This window comes from Bacillus sp. FG16, from assembly GCF_057809515.1.
In genome coordinates, this window is sequence record NZ_JBMDKC010000016.1 from 1 (window position 1) to 23,052 (window position 23,052).

Genomic DNA, 23,052 nt, shown 5'->3' on the forward strand with positions numbered 1-23,052 from the left:
GGGAACAAGTGGTTTAGGTGTTTTGATAGGTGTCCCGTTTTCAGGGTTCACTTCAGTATTGTCTCAACCGGTTTTTTATAACCTTGATAGAATTTACACATATAGTAGGAGCAGTTATTATTCATCGGCTGTAATCAGCATGGATGTGTTCCCGTTTTTTTCAAGATGATTTTCTCCCCAAGCACAAAGTGAATCGAGTATAGTTCCTAAAGACGAACCGTAATCCGTTAAAGAGTACTCTACTTTCGGTGGTACTTGGTCATATACTTTCCTTTGGATTACACCATCTTCTTCTAGTTCCCGTAATTGTTGTGTTAACATTTTTTGCGTAATACCAGGCATTAATCGTTTTAATTCACTCGTTCTTTTTGTTCCTTTTTTTAAATGACAAAGGATAACAACTTTCCACTTTCCGCCAATAACTTCTAAAGTCGCCTCTACAGGAATATTGTATGTTTTCATAAAAAAACCTCCTTTGATGAGTTTAGATTTCCGTTTTGGGGTTACATATGTTTTCGTGCCAAAATTATTACTTTTTAGTGCCTATAACACTTTAAAGTGCGTACTTTTTATTATGTTAAATATATTTCATAATAGCACATGTAAGCAAGAAATGAATAAAATGTACTTTAAAGTACATTGGGAATTGGTTAGCGTAACACTATGGGGACATTCATATAAAAAAATGATTTGTTACGTTCAATAGAATGTATCCAAGACTTAACATTTGATTAATAGAACTGTAAAGTTTAAAATTACAGTATAGTTTTTAGAAGTGAGTTGTTATCGTCTGTAAAATGTAGATAAATGAAATATTCCCGAAAAAATAATATTATGTGTATTTGATTCTAAACTGTAATTTTTTTTAATACATTTCAATAACCGATATTTAAAATGTACGTTTGATAACATTAAAGGAGTGAGTTAAATATGGTAATTCTATATACAACAGCAAGCTGTGCTTCATGCCGAAAAGCGAGAGCATGGCTTGAAGAGCATCAAATTGATTATATTGAAAAAAACATCGTATCAAATTCTATGACAGTTGATGAGCTTAAATCGATTCTTCGTTTAACTGAAGAGGGGGCTACTGAAATTATTTCAACTAGATCCAAAACTTTTCATGACTTAAATATAAATATTGATGAGCTCTCGCTAAATGAATTTTATACATTAATAATTGAGCATCCACTAATGTTACGTCGCCCGATTATGCTGGACGAAAAAAGATTGCAAATTGGTTTTAACGAAGAAGAAATCCGTAAATTTTTACCACGTAGCGTCCGAACATTTTTAAACATTGAACTGCAAAAGTTGGCTAATTAATAAACAATATTTCTTACGGAAAATTTTCTTGAAAGGAGGAAGCAGAAGATGATTGAAGTATGTGTTACAGTTAATTATAATGATAGAAATTATCAAACAAATGTTATTGTGAGTAAAGATACGATTTGGACAAAAATTAAACAACTGGCAGAAGAACAAGTGAAGAAACAGTGGAGTGTTTAATTTTATTTTCAACTTAAAAAGCTAAATGAAGTTATCGGATATAGGTGAGACCGGATAGAATATAAAGGAATTAATTTTTTTATGATAAGAAGTATTCTATATGTTTTAACGTTCTAACCAATCTGTAATATTTATGGCTACAGTATGTTAATATATGAGAAACAATATTTTTAATCGTAGGAGGAAAATCATGAACAGCGACTTTACCTTGGCCATTCACAGTTTAACTTATTTAGCTTTACAGCCAGACCGGATGTCAACAAGTAATGCTATTTCAGAAAGTGCAGGTGTACATCCAGTACGTATTCGTAAAGTGCTAAGTTTGTTAAAAAAACATAAATTTATACAATCAAAAGAGGGAACTGGTGGAGGTTTTATTTTTGCTCGCGATTTAGATGAAATTAATCTTTGGCATATTTATCAGATAACCTCTGAAGGTGCTTTGCAGCCGAAGTGTCCGGAATCAAACAATCAGTGTGTTGTAGGTTCGAACATGCGAAAAGTTCTTTTCGCTATTTTCTTAGGTGCTGAAGAACATCTAGGTGAATACTTAAAGAATTATACAATGAAAGAAGTTGTTGACCTTATCAATCAAGAGCGTTAAGCGGCTTAATTATTATATATCCGTGAGTTCTTAACACTTAAATGTAATGAAAAATATTACAGTATAATTTGTTTTTATATCTTTTTTATCGTCACAAAAAATATTTATAGGAAGGTGAAACGGTATGATGTCAAATAATAATCATGTTTTAAAAGTAGGAGATTGGGTTCGTGGAATATCAAATGAAGGTGAATTAATAGTTGGTTATATTGTATCACTTGATGATGTAGAGGATATAGTTACAGTTAGTATTGTGAAACGTGACGGCCAGTACACAATAAACGAAGCGATTTTACTCTTTAGTAAACACGTTAACAAACTCCCTGAATCAAAGGTAATAAATAAGGAACAAATCCTTTATCTTATAGATCTTGCATTATTAACAGGGGATGAAGAATGGTTTATCGAGCTTTCTTCAAAATTAAACTCGATAAATGAGCTAGTTAATGGGGGAGTTTAATTTTTTAGCCTATGCCCTAATCAATAATATCCTCTCTTTTGTTGCATCTTAATAAAAGAGAGGATTGATGTTATGAAAATAAGATTAACAATGGTTAGCATCATATGTCTGTTTAGTTTTTTATTATCCTGCATTTCTGCTCAAGCAATTGTAAAAAAGGAAAATGATATAAACAGAAATTTTAGCATAGATTTAACCGGTTATGAACTTTATTCGTTTGGTGACTTTAACCAATTAGATTATAAGATAACGCCACTTACTCAGTTGTTTTTAGGGATAGTGCAAACAGAAGGTGAGTGGATTAATGAGCCACGATTATATACTAAGGGAAATAAAGGTTATTTTCATCTTTTGAAAGCGGACGGTACGAATGTTCTTTATACCGTTGAAAAGAGCGGGGATTTTTGGAGGATTATAGATGTAAAAAGAAAGAAAATCAACAGAATACCTGTACCAAAAAAACTTTTAAAAGAAGTAGTAATTGAGCTCTTATTGGAGCCGATAAGCAAAGAGGTTGAAAACTATTATAAGGAACCAAAACTTTGGTATCGAGGTTCTGAAAAAATACTTGAAATAAAAAAAGATACAACAAACTATACTTTTTATGTAACTGTTCAAATTCAAACTTTTGAGGGTGCACACAATCCGCCTTATGGAGAGGACACAATTACTTTTCGCATAAAAGGAAATGATCTAAAAACGATTCATTACAAACATAGAGATATCTCTGAAGAAGAGTCGAACAAACTAGAATTAAGATGACATTGAAGTGATTTGTTTGTGAATCCTTGATAACGATAATTATGTAAATGAGCTGTCCATATGGGGCAGTTTTTTTGTTTTTTGCTCAGTGTAGTTTTTTAAAAGTGTATATGAATTCAATATTGATAATATATATCCTAAAAATTAGTTTTTGTATTTTGTGAATTTTTTCTTTTTGCCTACATTAATTATTTATTAGAATATCTTTTATGTTTAAAATAAATTTTTTTGATAAAAGGGGATATAAGTATTTTTAGAATGAGTCACCTAGAAAGACAATGTATAATTGTATATTTTTACTAACTAATTTAGCTTTACGCGATAAAAACAATGGCTACATGCTAACTGTAAAATATTATCCATATAAAATTATTCCGCTTTAATATTTCTGAAAATATAAAAAAATTAATTTTATAAATATACACGTTATAATGAGGGCGTCGAGAGAAATTTTATTATCTCTGGAGAAAATATAAAAAATGCGATTCTTAGTAAGAAAGGTGTGTGATTAGAGGCGAAATGTATGTAATGTGCTTCAGTGGCTTGTGTAAGCAATATCATCAGTGCTACCGAAGTTATGAAAGTAATGTATAGAATTGAGAAAGAAATGCCTAGCAAATGAAGAGAGGCCGGTTTAGCTAAAATTACTGTTAAAAGTAAAAAAGAGAAACCATTAAAGTAATACACTGTTATTAGAAATGTTGCAACGTATTTATGAAGTCTATTCTATATTGTTCTCTTAAGGGGTCTTTATATAAAGAGCGGATACTTTGAGTAAACTTTTTTGTGAACGCTAACAATTATATTAGGACGCTAACTAGCGAATGTTTCAATTTGGATTCATTATGATGAAGGACATACAATGTGGGGCAACTTGTAAGGAATTCATTTTCCGAAAAGGGAATATTTGTTAGATGCAAAGAGAGATGTAGGAATAGATACAAGGGGGAGTTATTATATGAACGGGAATACTGCAAAGAAAATAGAAGTTCAAGCTGAAAATACCGCACTAAAAAATGAGCAATATGCAGATCCGAAAAAGTGGCATAAGCAGGATACTACATGGGCACTCAGTCTATTTGGAACTGCAATTGGAGCAGGGGTGCTCTTTTTACCGATTAATGCAGGTTCAGGTGGTTTATTATCTTTACTACTAATTACATTACTTGCATATCCAGTTATGTACTACTCACATAGGGCGCTTGCTAAAATGATATACGCTTCTAATTCTGCTGATGAGGGGATCACAGGTACAATTAGAGAGTATTTCGGAAATAAAGCGAGTATCATTTTTAACATCGTATATTTCGGTTCAATTTATACAATCGTACTAATGTATTCGGTTGCGCTTACAAATACTGCAAGTAGTTTTATCGTGCATCAATTGCACATGCCAGAGCCTCCAAGGGCTATTTTATCACTTGTATTAGTTCTTGGTCTTATCGCTATACTGAATTTTGGTCAAGATATTACTGTAAAGATCATGAGTATGCTAGTGTATCCTTTCATAGTTTCTCTACTTTTTATCGCAATATCTTTAATTCCACAGTGGAATACGTCAATGCTTAGTTTTTCAGCTGTTTCAACTGCTTCAACAGGAACAGGCTATTTTGGGACGATATTGATGATTCTACCAATCATCGTATTCTCATTTAATCATTCACCTATGATTTCATCATTTGTTGTGAAACAGAGAGCTACGTATGGAATCGAAGCCACTGATGCTAAATGTGCGCAAATACAAAAGGTTTGTTATATCATGACATTCGCTGTTGTTATGTTCTTCGTTTGGAGTAGCGCATTGAGCTTGACTCCAGATGATATAAAAATGGCAAAAGAACAAAACTTATCAATCCTTTCATATCTTGCTAATGAGCTTAATTCGCCTGTAATCACTATTGCAGCTCCAATTATTGCTTTTGTGGCTATTACAAAGTCTTTCCTTGGCCATTATATAGGAGCATTCGAAGTAATGCGTGACATGATTATTAAGTTCGGTAAATCACGTGGAAAAGATATTGAAGAAAAAACAATTAAGACAATAATCCTTACTTTTGTTGTATTATCATGCTGGTTTGTTGCTTATACAAATCCGAGTATTCTTGGACTTATTGATTCTCTAAGCGGTCCTTTAGTTGCTGCTATCTTATGTCTATTACCGATGTATGCGATTCAAAAAGTACCAGTACTAGCTAAATACAAAGGGAAAATGAGTAACGTATTTGTTATTATTGTAGGTATACTTACAGTTTTAGCAAGTATTAAGTCATTATTCTAATTCACTACTGTTGGTTTTAGTATCAAAATAGTTGGATCTGAGAAAATAAGGAGCAAGTTTTGAATAGTTTTTTTCAAAACTTGCTCTTAAAATATTCTAAGGAATTAATTTTACAAATAAGTTTATTCATATTAGTCATCTAGCGTTTTGGTCATATACTCATCCAATATTATCAAGACCTAAAACAAAAAAATTTAAATATCAAGCGCCTAACGTATTATATATTCCTAATATGTTAGGCGCTTTTATTTTGGATAATAAATTTTGAACCTAAATTTGAATAGTATATTTCTCTATTTGATGCTTATTTAATATTGTAAAATTTGTATTGAAAATTCGAGGTTTTAAAAGTATCATATACATATTCAAACATTTGAAGATGTATATGATACTTTTTGAAATTGAGGAAAAGTAACGGAGGGATTTCAATGGGAAACGAAATGCAACAATTTAAAGCAGATTTCTTTAAAGCCTTAGCACACCCTTTGCGAATAGGTATCTTAGAATTATTGTCAGAAGGTGAAAAAAGCGTAAACGAAATTCAAGATATTCTAAATAAGGAAGGTTCAGCTATTTCTCAGCAATTAAGTGTACTACGTTCAAAAAACATTGTTGTTGGTAGAAAAGATGGAAAAAGAGTTTTATATTCTTTACGAGACCCTATTATTGTGGATTTATTGGTGGTTGCACGGAAGATTTTTAACAACCATTTAATCGATACGATTTCAATGTTAGAAGAGCTAGATGGAGCAGAAAGTGAAATGATGGCTAAGGAGGGATAGGTTGAGTATTGAGGTTAAGAAAGAAGATATCATCCAACATGGAATTGAAACATTTCGCTCATTAGGAGCTCATTACGTTTGTGAAGTTTGTATAAAAAGTGGAAATTCTTGTTGTTTTTCATGCCAACATTTACAAGATGGAGTTGGATGTCGAAAAAGAAATACTGCTTGTACAGCTTGGTTATGTGGAATTCAAGGTTTTTTATTTGATCAAATAGGATTACTGGATGAATGGAATCGTTTTTGGAGTGAAATTCCAGGACAAATGTTTCGTAGAGATATTACTCCAGATAAGGTAAGGATTAGATCGTTTATTGATACAAAGAAGCTAGATAGTCGAGCCGGAGAACGTTTAGCAGAAAGATTGAAATCCTATGTACAACAAGGTGGAGATATAGGTGAATTGGAGTGTCATTTAAGTAAAACATATAGTAAATATTAGGGTGTTTTTTATTTTTGTGAAAAGGACAATTTTCTGTATAAGGGACCGAGAAATACATTTGTAATCCAGATCTATTAAAAATAGAAAAGAAGGGTTTGTAATGAGAAAGTTATTTACAGGAAGGTTTGAAGGATATTCATTAGCACATTTTCAAAAGGATCTTCTTTCAGGAATGATTGTTGGAGTTGTTGCGATTCCACTTGCTATGTCTTTTGCTATAGCCTCTGGTGTTAAGCCAGAGTATGGGATTTATACAACCTGTATTGCTGGAATACTCATTTCACTGTTTGGTGGTTCGAAGTATCAAATTGGAGGACCTACAGGTGCTTTTGTTCCGATTCTTTTAGGAGTTGTAATTACCTATGGATACGAAAATTTACTACTCGCGGGTTTGTTAGCTGGAATTATTTTATGTCTTATGGGAATCTTCAAACTAGGCTCTTTAATTAAGTTTATTCCACGTCCTGTAACAATTGGTTTTACTTCAGGTATTGCTGTTATTATCTTTACGGGACAAATTGCTAGTTTTTTAGGTTTAACAGGTATAAAAAAGCATGAGGAATTTCTAGCAAATTTGAAGGAACTCTTCACTCATATCAGTACTACCAATTTTTATAGTGTTATAACTGCTTTGATTTGCTTTTTTGTTATACTCATAACACCAAAGATTTTACCAAAAGTACCTGGTTCATTAGTAGGTGTTGTTATTTCAACTGTAATTGCAACTGTATTTTTCTCAGGTCATGTACCTACTATTGGTACAGCATATGGCACGATTACAAATACACTTCCTCAGTTTGATATACCAGAAATCACATTAGAACGTATAAAACAGTTAATTGGTCCTGCATTTGTTATTGCGATGCTCGGTGGAATTGAGTCGCTTTTATCCGCTGTCGTGGCAGATGGTATGACAAATAGTAAACACAACAGTAACAAAGAGCTTGTCGGTCAGGGGATTGCAAATATTGTTACCCCGTTATTTGGCGGAATTCCAGCGACTGGAGCAATTGCTCGTACAGCGACTAATATTAAGAGTGGGGCTGTATCTCCGATGTCGGGTATTATTCATGGGGGATTTGTGTTATTGACACTTTTACTGTTAGCTCCATATGCTTCACATATTCCTCTTGCTAGTATGGCTCCCATTTTAATGGTGGTAGCTTGGAATATGAGCGAACAAAAACATTTTTATCACATACTCAAAATGAAGACAGGAGATTCCCTTGTATTACTAGTAACATTTTTACTTACTGTATTTACTAGTTTAACAACAGCTGTGGAGATCGGTCTTATTTTAGCTGTTATTTTGTTTACAAAACGTATGAGTAATATGCTTGTTATATCTAAAGTGCTTCCTGATCATACAAAAAAGAATGAAAAATTGTTATCGCATGTGGTAAATAAAGCTCATGATTGTCCACAAATTAGTATTTATACAATAGAAGGCCCATTATTCTTTGGGGCTGCTCAAACATTTGAACAAAATATTTTAGCGACTATTCATTATAAACCTAAAGTTTTAATTTTACGTATGGGAAAAGTTCCTTTTATTGATACCACAGGAGAGTCTTACTTTAGGAATATTGTTCAGCACTTCAAAAAACAAGGTGGCGTACTTCTTATTTCTGGAATTCAATCAGAGCTAAAAGCCAATCTAGATAAGAATGGATTGTACGCTGAGATTGGGAAAGAAAACTTTTTTGATCATACAGGGGAAGCAATTAATTGTGCTTTAGGACATCTGAATACAAAAAAATGTATAGGGTGTAAGCATTTTGCTTTTCATGAGTGTACAGGGCTTTCTCAGCAATCGCAGGAAATCAATACAATAAAGAATAAAGTAAATGCATTAGATTTTTAAAAATTTCACTTCACATACAAAGTTTGTTTGATTTAATCTACTTTTTCATCATTTTATTAAAAAATAGAGAAGAAGAAAGTTTGCTTTGGAGAATGTGGAGAAGATTTTTTACAAGGTGTGAACAAGTAGTTTTTTTATACATTCAACAAATAAGTATCAAACAGTAAGAAGAGAATATTTTCCGTATATTTAAACGGAAAAGGGAAATTAAAAATAATATTTATTTAATAGAATACACGAAAACGAGTGGAGGAAATAAAAATATGTCTAATTTACCAAATTGTCCAAAATGTAATTCAGAATACACTTACGAAGATGGGAATCTTTTTGTTTGTCCAGAATGTGCTCATGAGTGGACTTTAGAATTAGAAGCTGAAAATAGTGAAGATACAAAAGTAATTAAAGATGCAAATGGAAATATTTTAAACGATGGTGATTCTGTAACAGTAATTAAAGATCTTAAAGTAAAAGGAACTTCATCAGTTGTAAAAATTGGTACAAAAGTAAAGAGTATCCGATTAGTTGATGGAGATCATGATATTGATTGTAAAATTGATGGTTTTGGAGCTATGAAATTAAAATCTGAATTTGTTAAAAAGGTATAAATACAATTTTGTTACATCAAAATTAGTTTGAAGTTAATGAATATACACTGTTTTTCAGCTGTACCCCGTGCCCAACAACTTAAGAATTTCGAATTACCTTGAAATGATAAAATGAACTTTTGGTTATGATTCAGCAGATTTTTTTGGGGAGTACCATGAAATTTTAGCTTGCTAGCAATATAGTACAGCCGAAATATTTGAAATAGCTATAAGACTATTCTTTCGATGGTATGATGAAAGATGTGGAAAAGGAATAGGTGTCAATCAGACCTCAATATTAACCTTCACTATTAGCAACAAAAAACCACCTCTCATAAAGGTGGTTTTTCAGTATTAATATATTTTAATTAGTCACGTCTAAATGGCCCTTTTGGAGCAATTAGCTCTAAATTAGTACCATCTGGATCGGGGAAGTAGGCAACTCCTGTACCAATTCCAGATTTCTAGCCATCTTCTTGAAAGATAATTGGTTCTCCATATGGGTGCTATCTTATGCCCATCAGGCTAACAAAATGGATTGCCTCTGAAACAAAAAAATGATTTTTATTACTATAAAAAACGTAAAGTATCTGTTTTTAGAAAAAATTAATTTTTATAAATTGATGGAGATATAACTCAATTCTTTTATATATTTAGTTAAATATGATTGTCAGAATAAACTTAAAGTAATTATGATTTCTAGAAATACGAACTGATGTTTTGAATTGGTTTAAAGTTGCTGGAACAAAATAAAACCAATTGAGCAAAAAAACTTGCAAAAATAAAAAGAGAGATGTATATTAATTGACGTATCAATAATTGATATATCAATTAATATTTTGACAAGAAAGAAAAGGAACGTTTCATGAAGGGAATGTTCGTAAATATCAGTGGAGAAGAACGCAAAATACTTATTCATGTTCTATTACAGATGCAAAAAAATGTAGAGAATATTAAAGAATAGAGAGTGTAGGGGCAGAATAGTGTGGAAATAATCGTAGCTATTTTAGTCGGGATCGTAGCATTAGAACATTTGTTTATCATGATCCTTGAAATGTTTTTTATTGATTCAAAAGTAGCGAAACGTGTTTTCAAATTACCGAAGCATTTAGAAGGAGATCGAAACGTAGCCATTATGTTTGCAAACCAAGGTTTATATAATGGATTTTTAGCGGCTGGTCTCATTTGGGGACTTGTAATTGGACTCAATCCAATTGGTTATATGGTCCAATTATTTTTCGTGATTTGTGTGGTGGTAGCAGCTATTTTCGGAGGTTTCACATCTAATAAATCAATTATTGTGAAACAAGGACTTCCAGCTGTTTTAGCACTGGTTGCCCTTTTATGTATGATATAGAATCAAAGTTTCTCAATAAAAGAACTCATTTTTGAAAAGAATACGCTATTCTTTCTTTAAAATTATAGGAAAGGATGGCGTTTTTGTATGTCTATTTCTATAAGTAGTGAATTATAACTATTCCCTCAAGGGACTCAACTGCTTTTCAGCTTTTGGATATATTTTCATCCATCTTTGTTTCCTCCTATTGTTGGATAGTGTAATAATTGATAAAAATTTTGATGAAATTGGATTATAACGATTGATCAAAAAAGTTAGTGATTAAAAATATTATTCTTTAGTACATACATTTTTAAGATGTTAAATATATTTCATAATAGTCTCTGTAAGATAGGGATAAGTAGAATAGTACTTTAAAGTACCTATAGCACTTTAAAGTGCGTACTTTTTATAACTTTGAATATCATTCATAATAGCACCAGTAAGAAGAAAACAAGCTTTACGGTACTACTAGTTACCAACGATGTTACAGCAGTTTATTTGGAATCAGATTGATTGAAAGGTTGTACTATATGGCCTAATAATTTCGAAAAAATGTCGGTGTGGCATAAAACAATTATGGAGGTTAAAGATATGAGTACTTTAAATTTGAATGAAATAAGTAAACAAATTTTAAAAGAGGAGGAAACGCTTCAATTTTCCTCTTTTACAAATGAAGATGCCTTGCAACTAGGTTTATTTATCGTTGAAACAGCAAAGCGAGAAGGAAAATTGATTGCTGTTGATATAACGAAAAATGGTGTGCAATTATTTCATTTCAAGATGACAGGGACAAATGCGGAAAATACGAAATGGATTGAGCGTAAAAAACGAGTCGTTTCCCTGCATGATCGTAGCTCGTATTATATGCAGATACAAAGTGAAATAACTGGAATTTCATATAATGAAAAATATCTTTTAAATACTTCGGAATATGCTGCGTTTGGTGGATGCTTTCCTATCAGAATAAAAAACGTAGGGGTTATTGGAATGATAACAGTTTCCGGATTACCACCAGAAGAAGATCACGAATTGGTAGTAAGAGCAGTTAAACATCAGTTGAACCAATAGTTGTAACTAGTCAATAGATAATTAATTTTAGGGGGCAATACTATGCCATTAATTGAGCTAAATACTTGGCCAACCATGTCAACAGAAGAAAAGAAGGAATTCATTTATAATGTAACGGAACTTACAATAAAACTATTAAAAATTGTCCCTGACAAAATTCAAGTGTTGATAACGGAACTTGAGAAAGAAAACTGGGGGAAAGCTGGGGCTGTAGCAAGTGATGCTACCTTTGCTGAGAAAAGTAGGGTGTCCAATTGGGAGACAAAAGAGTCTTACGATACACCAGGTCGTAACGTTGATGGAATGGCTATTATCAAGATTGATATATGGAATACATTTGATCAAGAGACAAAGGATAAGTGGGTAAACGAACTTACACAAGTAACATCTAAATATACTCATGCACCTTTGGATAAAGTACTAATTCTTATTCGCGAAATGATTCCAGGGAACTGGGGACAAAGTGGTGTAACAGGAGCTAATGCAGATTTCCTTTCCAGAAGTCGTACATTTTAATCGTTAAATAAAAAAGGCAAAAATGAACACATTTCTGTTCGTTTTTGCCTTTTTATTATTTGTCTGTGATAATGAACATGATCCTTTATATGTTTAAGTAATGTCCTCTAAAGTTGCCCCTACGGGAAAAGTGTATTTTTTCATTGATTTCTATTCAATAAAATGTTTCTGTTTATATTATGACTTTTAAATTACTTTAGGCGAGCTAAAGAACTGATTAACAGTATTAAAGTTTGACATAAAATAATGCATTCTATATTATGTATGCTATAGCATATAAATTGCGGTTTATTTGGAGGTGGCATATGGACTTATATGAGTTAACAGGACATCTTGTTCATCATACGGATGTGAAGTTAACAAATTATATAATGTAAGTTTTTAATCACATATTGCTTATAAAATTTACCTTTTATATGCTATAGCACATAAATGTCACCTCTTAACTTGTAATGGTAAAGATTCAAATAATACCAGATATATTATGAAACTAGGAGATTTTAGTTATGGAAAAATTCATATTAGCGTTTGATAGAGAACTTGTAATTGCAGAAAAAAAAGACTCAACATGGAGCGTCCAATCGCAGTTTGTAGGTGCGAATCCAGTTGCGTTAGCTTCAGATCCCTACGATCCAGAAAGAATGTATTGTGGTACTTTTGATAGGGGATTATGGAGAAGTAAAGATGGAGGAAGTTCATGGGAAGCAATTGGTGCGTTACCTTCATTTGGTGAAGTGTTCCCAGCTAATGCTATTCATATGAGAGCTATTACAGCAGTTTCTGTATCTCCAGCGAAGGGGGATGACGGTAACGGGATTGTATATGTAGGAACTGAACCGAGTGCAATGTTCGTATCCAAAAATGGAGGAGACAGTTTTGAGCTGCTAACAGATTATCGACAAATGCCATCATATTCATCATGGTTCTTTCCTCAAAGAACATATACACACCATGTAAAACATATTGAAATTGATGCTAATAATCCAGAAACTATTTATACGACTATTGAGGTAGGCGGATTAATTAAAAGTGTAGATGGAGGTAAGACATGGACTGAGGAAAAAGAGGGGAACTATCCTCAAGATATTCACATTCTTAAATCACATCGCAATGCCCCAAATCGTTTATACGGGGTGTTAGGTGATTCATTCTTGAAAGAACCAGGTCAAGAGTATGCGGAGAGTAATGATGGAGGTAAGACTTGGAACTATATGTGTAGTGGGCTAAAGCATCATTACGCATATCAAATGGCAGTTAACCTAAATGATCCAGAAAATATTATCATCGCGACATCTTCAAATCCACACGTAGCGCATGATTACAATAATGGAAATTGTGAATCATTTATTTATAAGAAAGAAAAAGATCAGTCTTGGGCAGAAATGAATGCAGGTTTACCAACTCCTAAAGGGGCAATCATACCAGTATTAAAGGCAACAAGTGATGGAACGTTTTATCTGTTTAGCAATAAAGGAGTGTATCAGTCAGTAGACGGTGGTTCAAATTGGACATCATTAGAGATTCCTTGGGAGAATAGATTTATGGAACAACATCCTTATGAGATGTTAATTATTAAATAAGTGACGGGTATAGTTTTTACTACTATTCATTGGTAATGTTTAGTTGAATTTAAATTAAAAATGTAAAAAGCCAGGTAATGTGTTATTCATACTACCTGGCTTTTTTGACCAGCAATTTAAGGTTATTTTCATATTTGTGTAAATATGAAACAAGCAGGATACATGAATAGAGAATGGGTAAAATAATACCGAATGATCACTAGATTGTATCAATGATGCTATAAGAGTTTTTTTAGGTAAACTGAAGCAAGAAGCAGTGGTTTAGATTCAGAATGACTAGCAATTGGTGTTATGGTGTTCGATGGTTCAAAAATGAACTCATTTCAACTCATATTCTCTTCGCAATGTATCATTTTGAAGAATATTAAAACTTAGGAGGAAATGAATTATGACAAAAGATTTCTATACTGCACTGAAAGAAAGACGTACTTACTATGGAATTAACAAAGAGGTACAAGTATCGGATGAAAAAATTAAAGAAATTGTGGAGTTTGCTGTGAAATATACTCCATCAGCTTTCAATTCTCAAACTGCGCGATTAGTTGTATTATTTGGTGAAGCTCATGATAAATTATGGGATATTACAACTGAAACATTAAGAAAAGTAGTTGGAGATGGAGATTTCTCAGGAACGCAACAAAAAATGGATTCTTTTAAAGCTGGTTATGGAACAGTACTATTCTTTGAAGATGAGGCTATCGTTAAATCGCTTCAAGAAAAATTTGCTGCATATGCTGAAAACTTCCCAATTTGGTCACACCAAGCATCAGGTATGCACCAATTAGTCGTGTGGACAGGTTTAGAAGCAGAGGGATTAGGGGCATCTTTACAACATTATAATCCATTAATTGATGATGAAGTAAAAACAGAATGGAATGTTCCTGCTAATTGGAAACTGATTGCGCAAATGCCATTTGGTAATCCAACGGCTGCACCAGGAGAAAAAGAATTCCAACCACTTGAAGAGCGTGTGAAGTTTCATAAGTAATATTCAAATGCAATAAAATGGAAATTTAATCAGTGGTGGTCTTACTGTCCGCAAATAGCGGGATAAGATAACTGTATTGCGAAAATAAAACTGTTTAGTTACAAAAATTCTATTTATTATTTCTGTTAATCGAGTATGTATTAATAAAAGTTGTTAAAATCACTATTTTAATCTTTAAAGGAACAAGGTGATCGGTTTGATCATCTTGTTTCATTTCTTAAATTTAATTTTATTCATTAAAAAACGCTAGCTTTTCATAAATGCTTGAAAAACTAGCGTTTTAATAATAGGTATCTGTAATTTGATTACTTAAAACTATATACGAAAAAGCTTTTATGTTATTCCTCAAGTTCTATCCATTCCTGTGACCATTCTTCTATTCCGCGAATAATAGCTTCTAAAGCAAATCCTTTTTGAGTTAAAGAATATTCTATACGAACTGGTGTCTCAGGAAAGACTTTACGTTCGACAATTCCTTCTAGTTCTAATTCCTTCAATCTTTCTGAAAGTAATCTTCCGCTAACAGGAAGAGAAGATTCAAGTGTACAAAAGCGCTGAGATCCAGAGAAAAGTTGATAAATAATCAGTGCTGTCCATCGTTGACTAAAAAATTTCATTCCTTTTTCAAAGCGAGGGCATAATGTAGAATCATTCATTTTCCTTCACCTCCTAAAATAAATTATATAACATCTTACAGTTAGTAACAAATATTTTTATAATTAATTACTTGACGTAAATTAATTACGAATGTATACTCACTTACATAAAGTAACTAAGTTGTTTTATGTAACTGGAATTCTTTTCTTTAAATAGCCAAGGTTGTAATGATACATATTGCATATAAGCTGAGAGAAAAAAGAATAGCATCTGTAAAAACACTTACGTTGTGTAAGTTAAACAATAAAAAATATAACAATGGAAGAGAATTTTTAGAGATTCTCTATACTAGGAGGTACCTAATGGCTACAACAGATACAATTCATATGTTAGAAGATAAAATTCAATTTATACATCAAGATGGAAGGGATATTTATTTAGTAGGCCCTATCAAATTGCCAATTAATTTATATGGGGAGACTAAAGTTTTCCAATGGTATTCTTGGTTACAATGTAATGAGGTTACAAATAGTGTAGAAGGAATTATCGAAAAACTCTCATCTATTAATTTAGCTGATATGCAGCAATCTAGTGTGCTTGTATATGGTGATTTTGAGAATTCTGAAGATGCCCTAATTCGTATGCATAGTATTTGTCACACCGGTGATATCTTTGGTAGTAAACGTTGTGACTGTGGATTCCAATTAAAGCAGTCTTTACAAATGATTACAGAACATGGTTCAGGTGCTTTATTTTACTTAGCGAATCATGAAGGAAGAGGAATTGGTTTGTTTAGTAAAGCAATGACGTACCTCTTGCAAGAAAATGGGTTAGATACAGTAGAAGCTAATCTGAACCTAGGTTTTGAAGATGATGTTCGAAACTATGATGATACAATTGAAGTATTAAAAGCGTTACGCTCAAAACCTGTAAAACTTATTACAAATAATCCGAAAAAATTAGAAGCTTTACAAAAAGCTGGATTAAATGTTACGAGTCGTGAACCGTTATGGGGTGATGTCTCAGAGTTTAATGAGAAATATTTGCAAACGAAGATTCAGCGTTCTGGACATTTTGAAGGGGGACACTTACATGCTTGAGCATGAATTGTATATGAAGCTAGCACTAGAAAATGCCAAGGCTATGAAGGGACAAACGACTCCAAATCCATTGGTTGGATCTGTAATTGTAAATGATAATCGAATTGTAGGGGTCGGAGCACATATGAAGGCCGGAGAACCACATGCCGAAATACATGCGATACGTATGGCTGGAGAACAGGCACGTGGTGGTACAATCTATGTAACTCTTGAACCTTGTTCTCATCATGGTAGAACAGGGCCATGTGCTGAAGCAATTGTACAAGCAGGAATTAAGAAGGTAGTAGTTGCTACCCTTGATCCAAACCCGCTTGTTTCTGGACGTGGAATTAAAATTCTACAAGATGCAGGTATTGAAGTACTTGTAGGAGTGTGTGAAGAAGAATCTAAAAAAATGAATGAAGTCTTTAATAAATATATTTTGACAAAGCGCCCATTTGTAACGATTAAATCAGGAATTACATTAGATGGGAAAATCGCTACGTCTTCATCGGATAGTAAGTGGATTACATCTACAGAAGCAAGACAAGAAGTACACCAAATACGAAACGAAAATGCGGCTATTTTAGTAGGAGCGAATACTGTTCAAAAGGATAATCCATCATTGACAACGCGTATTCCAAATGGACGAAATTCAATTCGAATAATATTGGACTCGACATTACGCATACCGATGGAAGCTAACGTTGTTACAGATGGAGAAGCTCCTACCTGGATATTTACAACAAGTAATCATGCAGCGGAAAAAAAGAAAGCATTAGAAAATGCAGGAGTCAAAGTATTTGTTACTAGCGGAGAAAAGCATATAAACTTACATGAAATGCTTGATGTTTTAGGGCAAAAAGGAGTCTCCTCCCTACTTATTGAAGGTGGTGGAGAGGTAAATGCTTCGTTTATTGAAAATAAATTAATAGATAAACTTATTTTATATATTGCACCTAAAATTATTGGGGGTAGAATGGCGCCTAGCTTTGTAGAGGGTGCTGGTATTGCTAAAATGCAAGATGCGATTGAGTTTAAGGACATATCCTTTACCCAGGTTGGAAAAGATTATAGATTTATTGGCTATCCAAAATATCGCAAAGAAGAGGAATAAGGAGAATAAAAAAATACTTATATTTTTCAATAAATGAAGTACAGAAAGGAGCGATGAAGAGTGAAGTTTGGATTTGATATCGATGATACGTTAATTGATTTAAGACAGCATGCTTTTCATTTATATAACAAAAAATTAAACAAAAAAGTAGGTTTGGATGTATTTCATACTTTAAAAACAATTGAAATTCATGAAGCATTTGGCATGACTTCCGAGGAAGGCAGTCAGATGTGGAATAGTTTGCTGGATGAGATTTATTATACTTCTTGTTCACCGTTTCCATATTCAGTAGAGACATTACAAGAATTAGAAAAACAGGGACATGAAATATACTATATAACAGCACGGCCTAAAGAGCATGGAGAGCGAACAAAAAAATGGTTAATAGAAAAAGGTTTTCCGGTACATGAAGATCGCTTTTTCTATGGAATGAGGGATGAAGAAAAAATACACTTCATACAAGAAATAAAATTAAACTATTTCTTTGATGATAAGCCGGCAGTCTTAGAAACGTTAATAGGAAAACCGATAAATGTGTATGCAAAAACTACTTCTTACAATCAACATCTCAATATCCCGCGGATTACAAGTTGGACGGAGTTAGGAGATATTATAAAGAAAGAAATGTGAGGATTTAACTGGCAAATCAAATAGAGCTAAGAGCATATTGAGTGTTACAATTTTAGAGGAAAGACATAGGTGTTATGTCTTTCCTTATTTTTTAATACTATCGTTTTTATTAGTGCGATGTGCTAGGAGTACTTCTAATAGAGAGGAAATAGAAAAATGAGCAATAAGAAAAATATTTTTAAGCTAGTCTTGTATGGCAGTGTAATTTATATATCAATGATGGGTTCCCCTGGTGCCACAATATTTTTGGATATTTTGGATGAGAAGTTTAAGAATTAATAGGGTGTGTTCATAATCATGAATTTTTGGAAAACTAAAATTACAATGTTAGGTTATTTTGAATCAGTAGTGGATGATATGCAAAATTGCATATCACAAAATAAACATCGTAATTTTTGGATTCTTGGTATAAAATACATTACTTAAACTGTATATTAGAATAGATAAAGTGAATTGGAATTATTAAGAAACAGTAAGGTTGGTACAAAACTAAACATATTAATAACTATATCAAGTATTGCATGTATAGTATTATCCCTAATAGGGTTTTGGGGATTAGAAAGAGGGAAAAGTACTTCCTCTAATATGTATGAGGATAATTTACTACCAATTGAGTGGATTGGTATTGTAGAATCTAATTTTTATCATGTTAATATGAACTTTATGGAAATAATGTTATCAAAAGATGAAAAAAGAATGAATGAATTAATAAGAGAAATGGACGGAATTCGTCAGGAAAATGATCATCTTTTAAAGCAGTTTGAGGCTAAAGTTATTTCTACTAAAGAAAAAGAATTATATAACACGTTTTATGAAACATTTAATGAATTAAGAACTCAAATGAAGAAAGCGCAAGAATTAGGGAAATCTAATAATGAGGAAGCATATGCATATTACCTAAAAGAGATTGAACCTAATATGCAAAAATCAATAAAATCAATTCGTGAATTGATTTTATATAATAGTAATAATGCAGAGCTTTTACAGAAGGAAAATAATAATAGAAAATACAATGATAATGTTTATTAGTATTTCGCTTTTAGCAATTTTGATAATTATATTAATTGGATATATTATTAAATTAACTATCCGAAAACCACTTGTGTTACTACAAAATGATATGGAAAAAGTAGCAGCTGGAGATTTAACAACACGTACTCCTTATAAAGCAAATAATGAATTAGGGCATATTGTTCAGTCTTTTAATAGTATGTTAGATAACCTTCAACAATTAATTGCGAATGTTAAGATGACAACACAAGAGGTTATTTCTACTACGGAGGGCGTATTACAAGATACAAATCGAGCGTCTAGTATTTCAAATGAGGTTGTACAGACTGTTTTAGAAGTAAAAACAAAAATAGAAGGACAGGTAACTAGTATTCAGGAGAGCTCATCCTCAATGGAAGAAATTACAACAGGGGTGCAAACTGTAGCTGAATCTTCAGCAGTAGTCGCTGAGGTAGCAGTAACGACTACAGAACGAATAAATATCGGTAGTGAAGTGATAAATCACTCTATTCTTCAAATGAATAGTGTGCATGATGTTGTTGAGGAAACATCAAAAGTAATAAATAAACTTGTTACACGTACACAACAGATTGATACAGCTCTCGCTGCAATTACTAATATTGCCGAACAAACGAATCTTCTTGCCTTAAATGCCGCTATTGAAGCGGCACGTGCTGGAGAGAATGGGAAAGGATTTGCAGTGGTTGCCGCAGAAGTTCGAGACTTGGCTGAGCAATCTAAAGAATCTGCAAAAGAAGTTAATCATTTAATAAAATCCATTCAAAAAGATACCCAAGATACAGTTAATGTCATGCAAAAAGGACAACAAAAGGCAGTAGAAGGAAAAGAAGCTGCTTACAAAGCGAATCAAACCTTCTTGTCTATTATGAGAGATATTGATAAGATTACAAGTCAAATTCAAGAAGTATCCGCAGCGACAGAAGAGATGTCTGCTGGTACAGAAGAAGTAAATGCTTCTCTTTCGCTAGTTTCTGAAACTGCAACGGATGTGAAAAAGGAGACGCTTCAAACAGTAAATTCAATTCAATCACAGGCCGTATCAATTGAACAAATATCAATCCAATCCAACAAAATGAAAGAAAAGGTGGAAGAATTAACGGAACTGGTTTCAAAATTTAATATTACAGAACAAAAAGGATGAGTAAATCATAAAAGTTTAAGTATGGCTATCAGCCTAAAAATAATTGATTTTTCGCGATTAAAAAGATTTAAGTAATTAATTCAATCACAAGTTTAATAACATGTATAAAAAAACATGAAGACTTAAGAGTCTTCGTGTTTTTTTTGAATAATGTCTGAAAAAATATTGATAATTATAGGATACTTTGGGAATTGTCATTAAGTATTCGTATATGCAAAATTACATACATTTAATGATTGATAATCACGAGTTAATGTAACTATAATAATTACACTGATAAGTAACTTACTGACGACAGTTATAAGTGAAGAAGGAGGGTTTTATTGTATTTTGTATATAAAAAATAGAAAAGGAGATATGCAAATGAAAAGATTACTTGTTATAGGCATCATGTATACAATGTTTTTCCTCATAGGAAATATACATTTACATGCTGATGAACGAACAAATGTAAAAGAAATTACTAGTTTAGAAGAGCCTACTTGGATATTTCAGGCGGGCATAAGTAAGGGGAAATATCACGATCGACAAGATTTATGATTTATTTTGCAGAGAAATACACCATTAAAGATAAGACAAACGAATCCTAATTTTAAAGACAAATTAACATTACGTTTATTGTCTAATGACTCAAAAAATGAAAAATCCATACAAGTAGGAAATGAATGGGTTACCATTCAAGGTGATACGCCTTTAGTTCCTTTCATAGATACTCCGTATGGTGAAGAGCACGCTGTACTTGAGTACCAAGTAGGGAATGAAAGTGCTACTAAACCTCTTCCCATTTATAAACAACAAGGAAGTGTATCTCAATTTTTTAGTACATGGGATCAATTTGATGGAGAGTATGCATTACTTCAAGGGGAGAGTTTTCAATTATTTATACCTAAAAAAGATAAAGAAATAGTAAGATCTTTAAAAGATTTTCAATCATTGGATGAGTTAATTGCGTATTATGAAGATATTTTTGCGATGTATGATTCAATTATTGGTTTAGATGGTTCAGCGGTTGAAAATAAAAAAAGTCAAAATCGTTATTTTTTAAAAGCAGATATATCTGGTGCTGGCGGTGCCTATTATGGCACAAATTGGACAGCGAATAGTTCAGATAGTACAAAAATGTGGTTAGATAAACTGAGTTGGGGAACTTTACATGAAATCGCTCACGGATACCAAGCTGGTTTTGATAATCAAGGAATATTTACAGGAGAAGTTTCTAATAATCTATTCGGTGTTCAATATCAATATAGTAAATATGGAAAAAAAGCAGATCAAGTTGGTTGGTTGTTTAATTTCGGGAAAAAGGAACAAGTAGAACGGAATTTATATAATGCTTTAATGAAAGAAAATAAAAATTATGATGATTTAGATTTACGACAAAAACTTATTCTTTTAACGATGGCGAAACAAAAAGCTGGTGATGAAGCTTTTGCAAAAATGTATCAAGGTTATCGAAAACTAGCTAGCAATGCTGCTTTCAAAAAGGATGATCATTCTTTACCGGATTTAATGAATCAGTATTATAGTGAGAATGGACAAGTTGATTTTACACCCGTGTTTGAAAGATGGGGCTTTAAGCTTAATAATAAACAAGTAGAGATAAATAGGGCGAAAGGTTATCCGGCTGTTACGTCTTTAGCCTATATAGTGCCTGAATCACAATTAGCTAAAGCGAGAGCTCTAGTTGATTCTGATATTACGATAAACTCCAACTTTGAAATAGTTACAAATCAGCAAATTGCTTCACTTGGGCTAAAAGGGAATTTGCATATCCATTTAAATACAAATGAAATAGATACATTGAAAGGAGGAAAAATTAAATTAAAAGAAGGGAATACAGTTGTTCAAGAGAAAACAATTGAAACAACAGATATCAATTTACAAGACGTACCAAATGGAGTTTATACAGTTGAAATTTCAGGTGGGAAAACGGATAGTATGTACCATTTTAGTTCGTATTATGCCTATGTAAAAGAAAAAGATAATAGTCTAACGATTGATGTTAACGAAATGAAAGTGAGTAAGTTGGTAAATCAAACAATTCAATTCCTAGGATTAGGAGATGACCAGTTTGCCGAATTAAATACAGACTTAGAGCAAAAGCAAGCTGTTTTTACGGTTACTACTAAAACTCCTCATAGCTATTATACAGATGAAAAATACGCATCAATAGAGGTGTTTAATGATAAGGGAGAAAAAATTTATACGAAGGAAATGGAAGGGACAAATGTAACGATTGTAAAAGATACTATTCCACTAAAAGAAGGAGATAGAATTAAAATCTATCATGATGAAATAAAAAAACGATTAACTAGTACAGCTACTATTATTAATCCTATGAATAAAACGAATGAATTTATAATGACAAAATGGGGATTGAAAAATACTTATTTGAAAAATAATCCAGAAGAAAATCTTATGCAAAGAATTGATGAAGAAATGGAAGAAATTATAGGTAATCCAGTTTTAAAAGAGATACCAATGCAAAAATTAGAAATGAAAAAGAATGTGTGGATGGCGATAAATATGTTATCAGAACCACAAAAAATAACGTATATAAATAAATATAAAGATAGCTTATATAATGAGTAATTTTTGAGAAATGAAATGAATCTAAAAGTAACGACACAATCTATCTATATTATGAGGAATCACAATTCATAAACAGTAGATAAACATA

Annotated in this window: 22 protein-coding genes and 2 pseudogenes; 21 read left to right on the forward strand and 3 right to left on the reverse strand. The window is 32.2% G+C overall.

The genetic code is table 11. From position 1 onward, the window contains the following. Positions 1 to 117: 117 nt before the first annotated feature. Entirely contained in the window at positions 118 to 462 is a 345-nt protein-coding gene (locus ACODS7_RS08350) for a winged helix-turn-helix transcriptional regulator (RefSeq protein WP_016080850.1), read from the reverse strand. Between the two features lie 468 nt (positions 463 to 930). Between ACODS7_RS08350 and spxA the strand changes: the two genes are divergently transcribed. The 10 genes from spxA (at position 931) to ACODS7_RS08400 (ending at position 9,306) form a co-directional block, all read left to right on the forward strand. Further along, positions 931 to 1,326, forward strand: a complete 396-nt coding sequence (gene spxA / locus ACODS7_RS08355; protein ID WP_243168380.1) for a transcriptional regulator SpxA — start codon at positions 931 to 933, stop codon at positions 1,324 to 1,326. Between the two features lie 48 nt (positions 1,327 to 1,374). Next, on the forward strand, positions 1,375 to 1,509 hold the full coding sequence (locus ACODS7_RS08360; RefSeq protein ID WP_000573532.1) for a BA3454 family stress response protein: 135 nt from the start codon (positions 1,375 to 1,377) through the stop codon (positions 1,507 to 1,509). A gap of 190 nt (positions 1,510 to 1,699) precedes the next feature. After that, positions 1,700 to 2,113 (forward strand): Rrf2-family transcriptional regulator SaiR, encoded by a 414-nt coding sequence (gene saiR / locus ACODS7_RS08365; protein WP_001083465.1) that lies wholly within the window; start codon positions 1,700 to 1,702, stop codon positions 2,111 to 2,113. Positions 2,114 to 2,237: 124 nt separating this feature from the next. Continuing rightward, complete coding sequence (locus ACODS7_RS08370; protein ID WP_000987464.1) at positions 2,238 to 2,573, forward strand: IDEAL domain-containing protein; 336 nt, start codon at positions 2,238 to 2,240, stop codon at positions 2,571 to 2,573. Between the two features lie 72 nt (positions 2,574 to 2,645). After that, positions 2,646 to 3,335: a DUF3888 domain-containing protein gene (locus ACODS7_RS08375; RefSeq protein ID WP_224980025.1), complete on the forward strand. Its 690-nt coding sequence runs from the start codon at positions 2,646 to 2,648 to the stop codon at positions 3,333 to 3,335. 958 nt (positions 3,336 to 4,293) lie between these two features. Continuing rightward, positions 4,294 to 5,613, forward strand: a complete 1,320-nt coding sequence (locus tag ACODS7_RS08380; RefSeq protein ID WP_029442867.1) for an aromatic amino acid transport family protein — start codon at positions 4,294 to 4,296, stop codon at positions 5,611 to 5,613. A 428-nt stretch (positions 5,614 to 6,041) separates the two neighbouring features. Then, complete coding sequence (locus ACODS7_RS08385) at positions 6,042 to 6,395, forward strand: ArsR/SmtB family transcription factor (RefSeq protein WP_016080855.1); 354 nt, start codon at positions 6,042 to 6,044, stop codon at positions 6,393 to 6,395. Position 6,396: 1 nt separating this feature from the next. Then, positions 6,397 to 6,837, forward strand: a complete 441-nt coding sequence (locus tag ACODS7_RS08390; RefSeq protein WP_000021461.1) for a hypothetical protein — start codon at positions 6,397 to 6,399, stop codon at positions 6,835 to 6,837. 100 nt (positions 6,838 to 6,937) lie between these two features. Continuing rightward, on the forward strand, positions 6,938 to 8,701 hold the full coding sequence (locus ACODS7_RS08395) for a SulP family inorganic anion transporter (RefSeq protein ID WP_029442866.1): 1,764 nt from the start codon (positions 6,938 to 6,940) through the stop codon (positions 8,699 to 8,701). Positions 8,702 to 8,964: 263 nt separating this feature from the next. Further along, positions 8,965 to 9,306 carry a zinc ribbon domain-containing protein YjdM gene (locus tag ACODS7_RS08400; RefSeq protein ID WP_000067658.1) on the forward strand — a complete coding sequence of 114 codons (342 nt, stop codon included), beginning with the start codon at positions 8,965 to 8,967 and terminating at the stop codon, positions 9,304 to 9,306. Between the two features lie 347 nt (positions 9,307 to 9,653). Here the strand turns inward: ACODS7_RS08400 and ACODS7_RS08405 are convergent. Beyond that, positions 9,654 to 9,788 (reverse strand): annotated as a pseudogene (locus ACODS7_RS08405) (VOC family protein); the annotation flags it as partial. 482 nt (positions 9,789 to 10,270) lie between these two features. Here ACODS7_RS08405 and ACODS7_RS08410 point away from each other — a divergent pair. From ACODS7_RS08410 to ACODS7_RS08430, 5 genes are all read left to right on the forward strand, one after another. After that, on the forward strand, positions 10,271 to 10,642 hold the full coding sequence (locus ACODS7_RS08410; RefSeq protein WP_029442865.1) for a DUF1304 domain-containing protein: 372 nt from the start codon (positions 10,271 to 10,273) through the stop codon (positions 10,640 to 10,642). A 534-nt stretch (positions 10,643 to 11,176) separates the two neighbouring features. Next, positions 11,177 to 11,692: a heme-degrading domain-containing protein gene (locus tag ACODS7_RS08415; protein WP_140163781.1), complete on the forward strand. Its 516-nt coding sequence runs from the start codon at positions 11,177 to 11,179 to the stop codon at positions 11,690 to 11,692. Between the two features lie 42 nt (positions 11,693 to 11,734). Then, the gene (locus ACODS7_RS08420; RefSeq protein ID WP_029442863.1) at positions 11,735 to 12,208 is read left to right on the forward strand and encodes a tautomerase family protein; all 474 of its coding nucleotides are present in this window, start codon (positions 11,735 to 11,737) and stop codon (positions 12,206 to 12,208) included. Between the two features lie 506 nt (positions 12,209 to 12,714). Continuing rightward, the gene (locus ACODS7_RS08425; RefSeq protein WP_029442862.1) at positions 12,715 to 13,788 is read left to right on the forward strand and encodes a WD40/YVTN/BNR-like repeat-containing protein; all 1,074 of its coding nucleotides are present in this window, start codon (positions 12,715 to 12,717) and stop codon (positions 13,786 to 13,788) included. 388 nt (positions 13,789 to 14,176) lie between these two features. Further along, complete coding sequence (locus ACODS7_RS08430) at positions 14,177 to 14,776, forward strand: nitroreductase family protein (protein ID WP_000158940.1); 600 nt, start codon at positions 14,177 to 14,179, stop codon at positions 14,774 to 14,776. Positions 14,777 to 15,114: 338 nt separating this feature from the next. Here ACODS7_RS08430 and ACODS7_RS08435 read toward each other — a convergent pair whose 3' ends face one another. Continuing rightward, positions 15,115 to 15,432 (reverse strand): winged helix-turn-helix transcriptional regulator, encoded by a 318-nt coding sequence (locus tag ACODS7_RS08435; protein ID WP_001000104.1) that lies wholly within the window; start codon positions 15,430 to 15,432, stop codon positions 15,115 to 15,117. A 303-nt stretch (positions 15,433 to 15,735) separates the two neighbouring features. On the opposite strand from ACODS7_RS08435, the gene ACODS7_RS08440 reads away from it, so the two are divergent. The 6 genes and pseudogenes from ACODS7_RS08440 to ACODS7_RS08465 all read left to right on the forward strand — a co-directional run bounded on the left by ACODS7_RS08440 (position 15,736) and on the right by ACODS7_RS08465 (position 22,964). Continuing rightward, positions 15,736 to 16,473: a GTP cyclohydrolase II gene (locus tag ACODS7_RS08440; protein ID WP_029442861.1), complete on the forward strand. Its 738-nt coding sequence runs from the start codon at positions 15,736 to 15,738 to the stop codon at positions 16,471 to 16,473. Further along, entirely contained in the window at positions 16,466 to 17,569 is a 1,104-nt protein-coding gene (gene ribD, locus ACODS7_RS08445) for a bifunctional diaminohydroxyphosphoribosylaminopyrimidine deaminase/5-amino-6-(5-phosphoribosylamino)uracil reductase RibD (protein ID WP_029442860.1), read from the forward strand. The genes ACODS7_RS08440 and ribD overlap by 8 nt, the downstream gene beginning before the upstream one ends. 60 nt (positions 17,570 to 17,629) lie before the next feature. Then, positions 17,630 to 18,199: a 5' nucleotidase, NT5C type gene (locus ACODS7_RS08450; RefSeq protein ID WP_029442859.1), complete on the forward strand. Its 570-nt coding sequence runs from the start codon at positions 17,630 to 17,632 to the stop codon at positions 18,197 to 18,199. A 453-nt stretch (positions 18,200 to 18,652) separates the two neighbouring features. Next, positions 18,653 to 19,228, forward strand: a complete 576-nt coding sequence (locus tag ACODS7_RS08455; RefSeq protein WP_373371762.1) for an MCP four helix bundle domain-containing protein — start codon at positions 18,653 to 18,655, stop codon at positions 19,226 to 19,228. A gap of 91 nt (positions 19,229 to 19,319) precedes the next feature. Continuing rightward, complete coding sequence (locus ACODS7_RS08460) at positions 19,320 to 20,372, forward strand: methyl-accepting chemotaxis protein (RefSeq protein WP_373371768.1); 1,053 nt, start codon at positions 19,320 to 19,322, stop codon at positions 20,370 to 20,372. A 363-nt stretch (positions 20,373 to 20,735) separates the two neighbouring features. Beyond that, positions 20,736 to 22,964 (forward strand): annotated as a pseudogene (locus tag ACODS7_RS08465) (putative mucin/carbohydrate-binding domain-containing protein). Positions 22,965 to 23,052 lie beyond the last annotated feature (88 nt).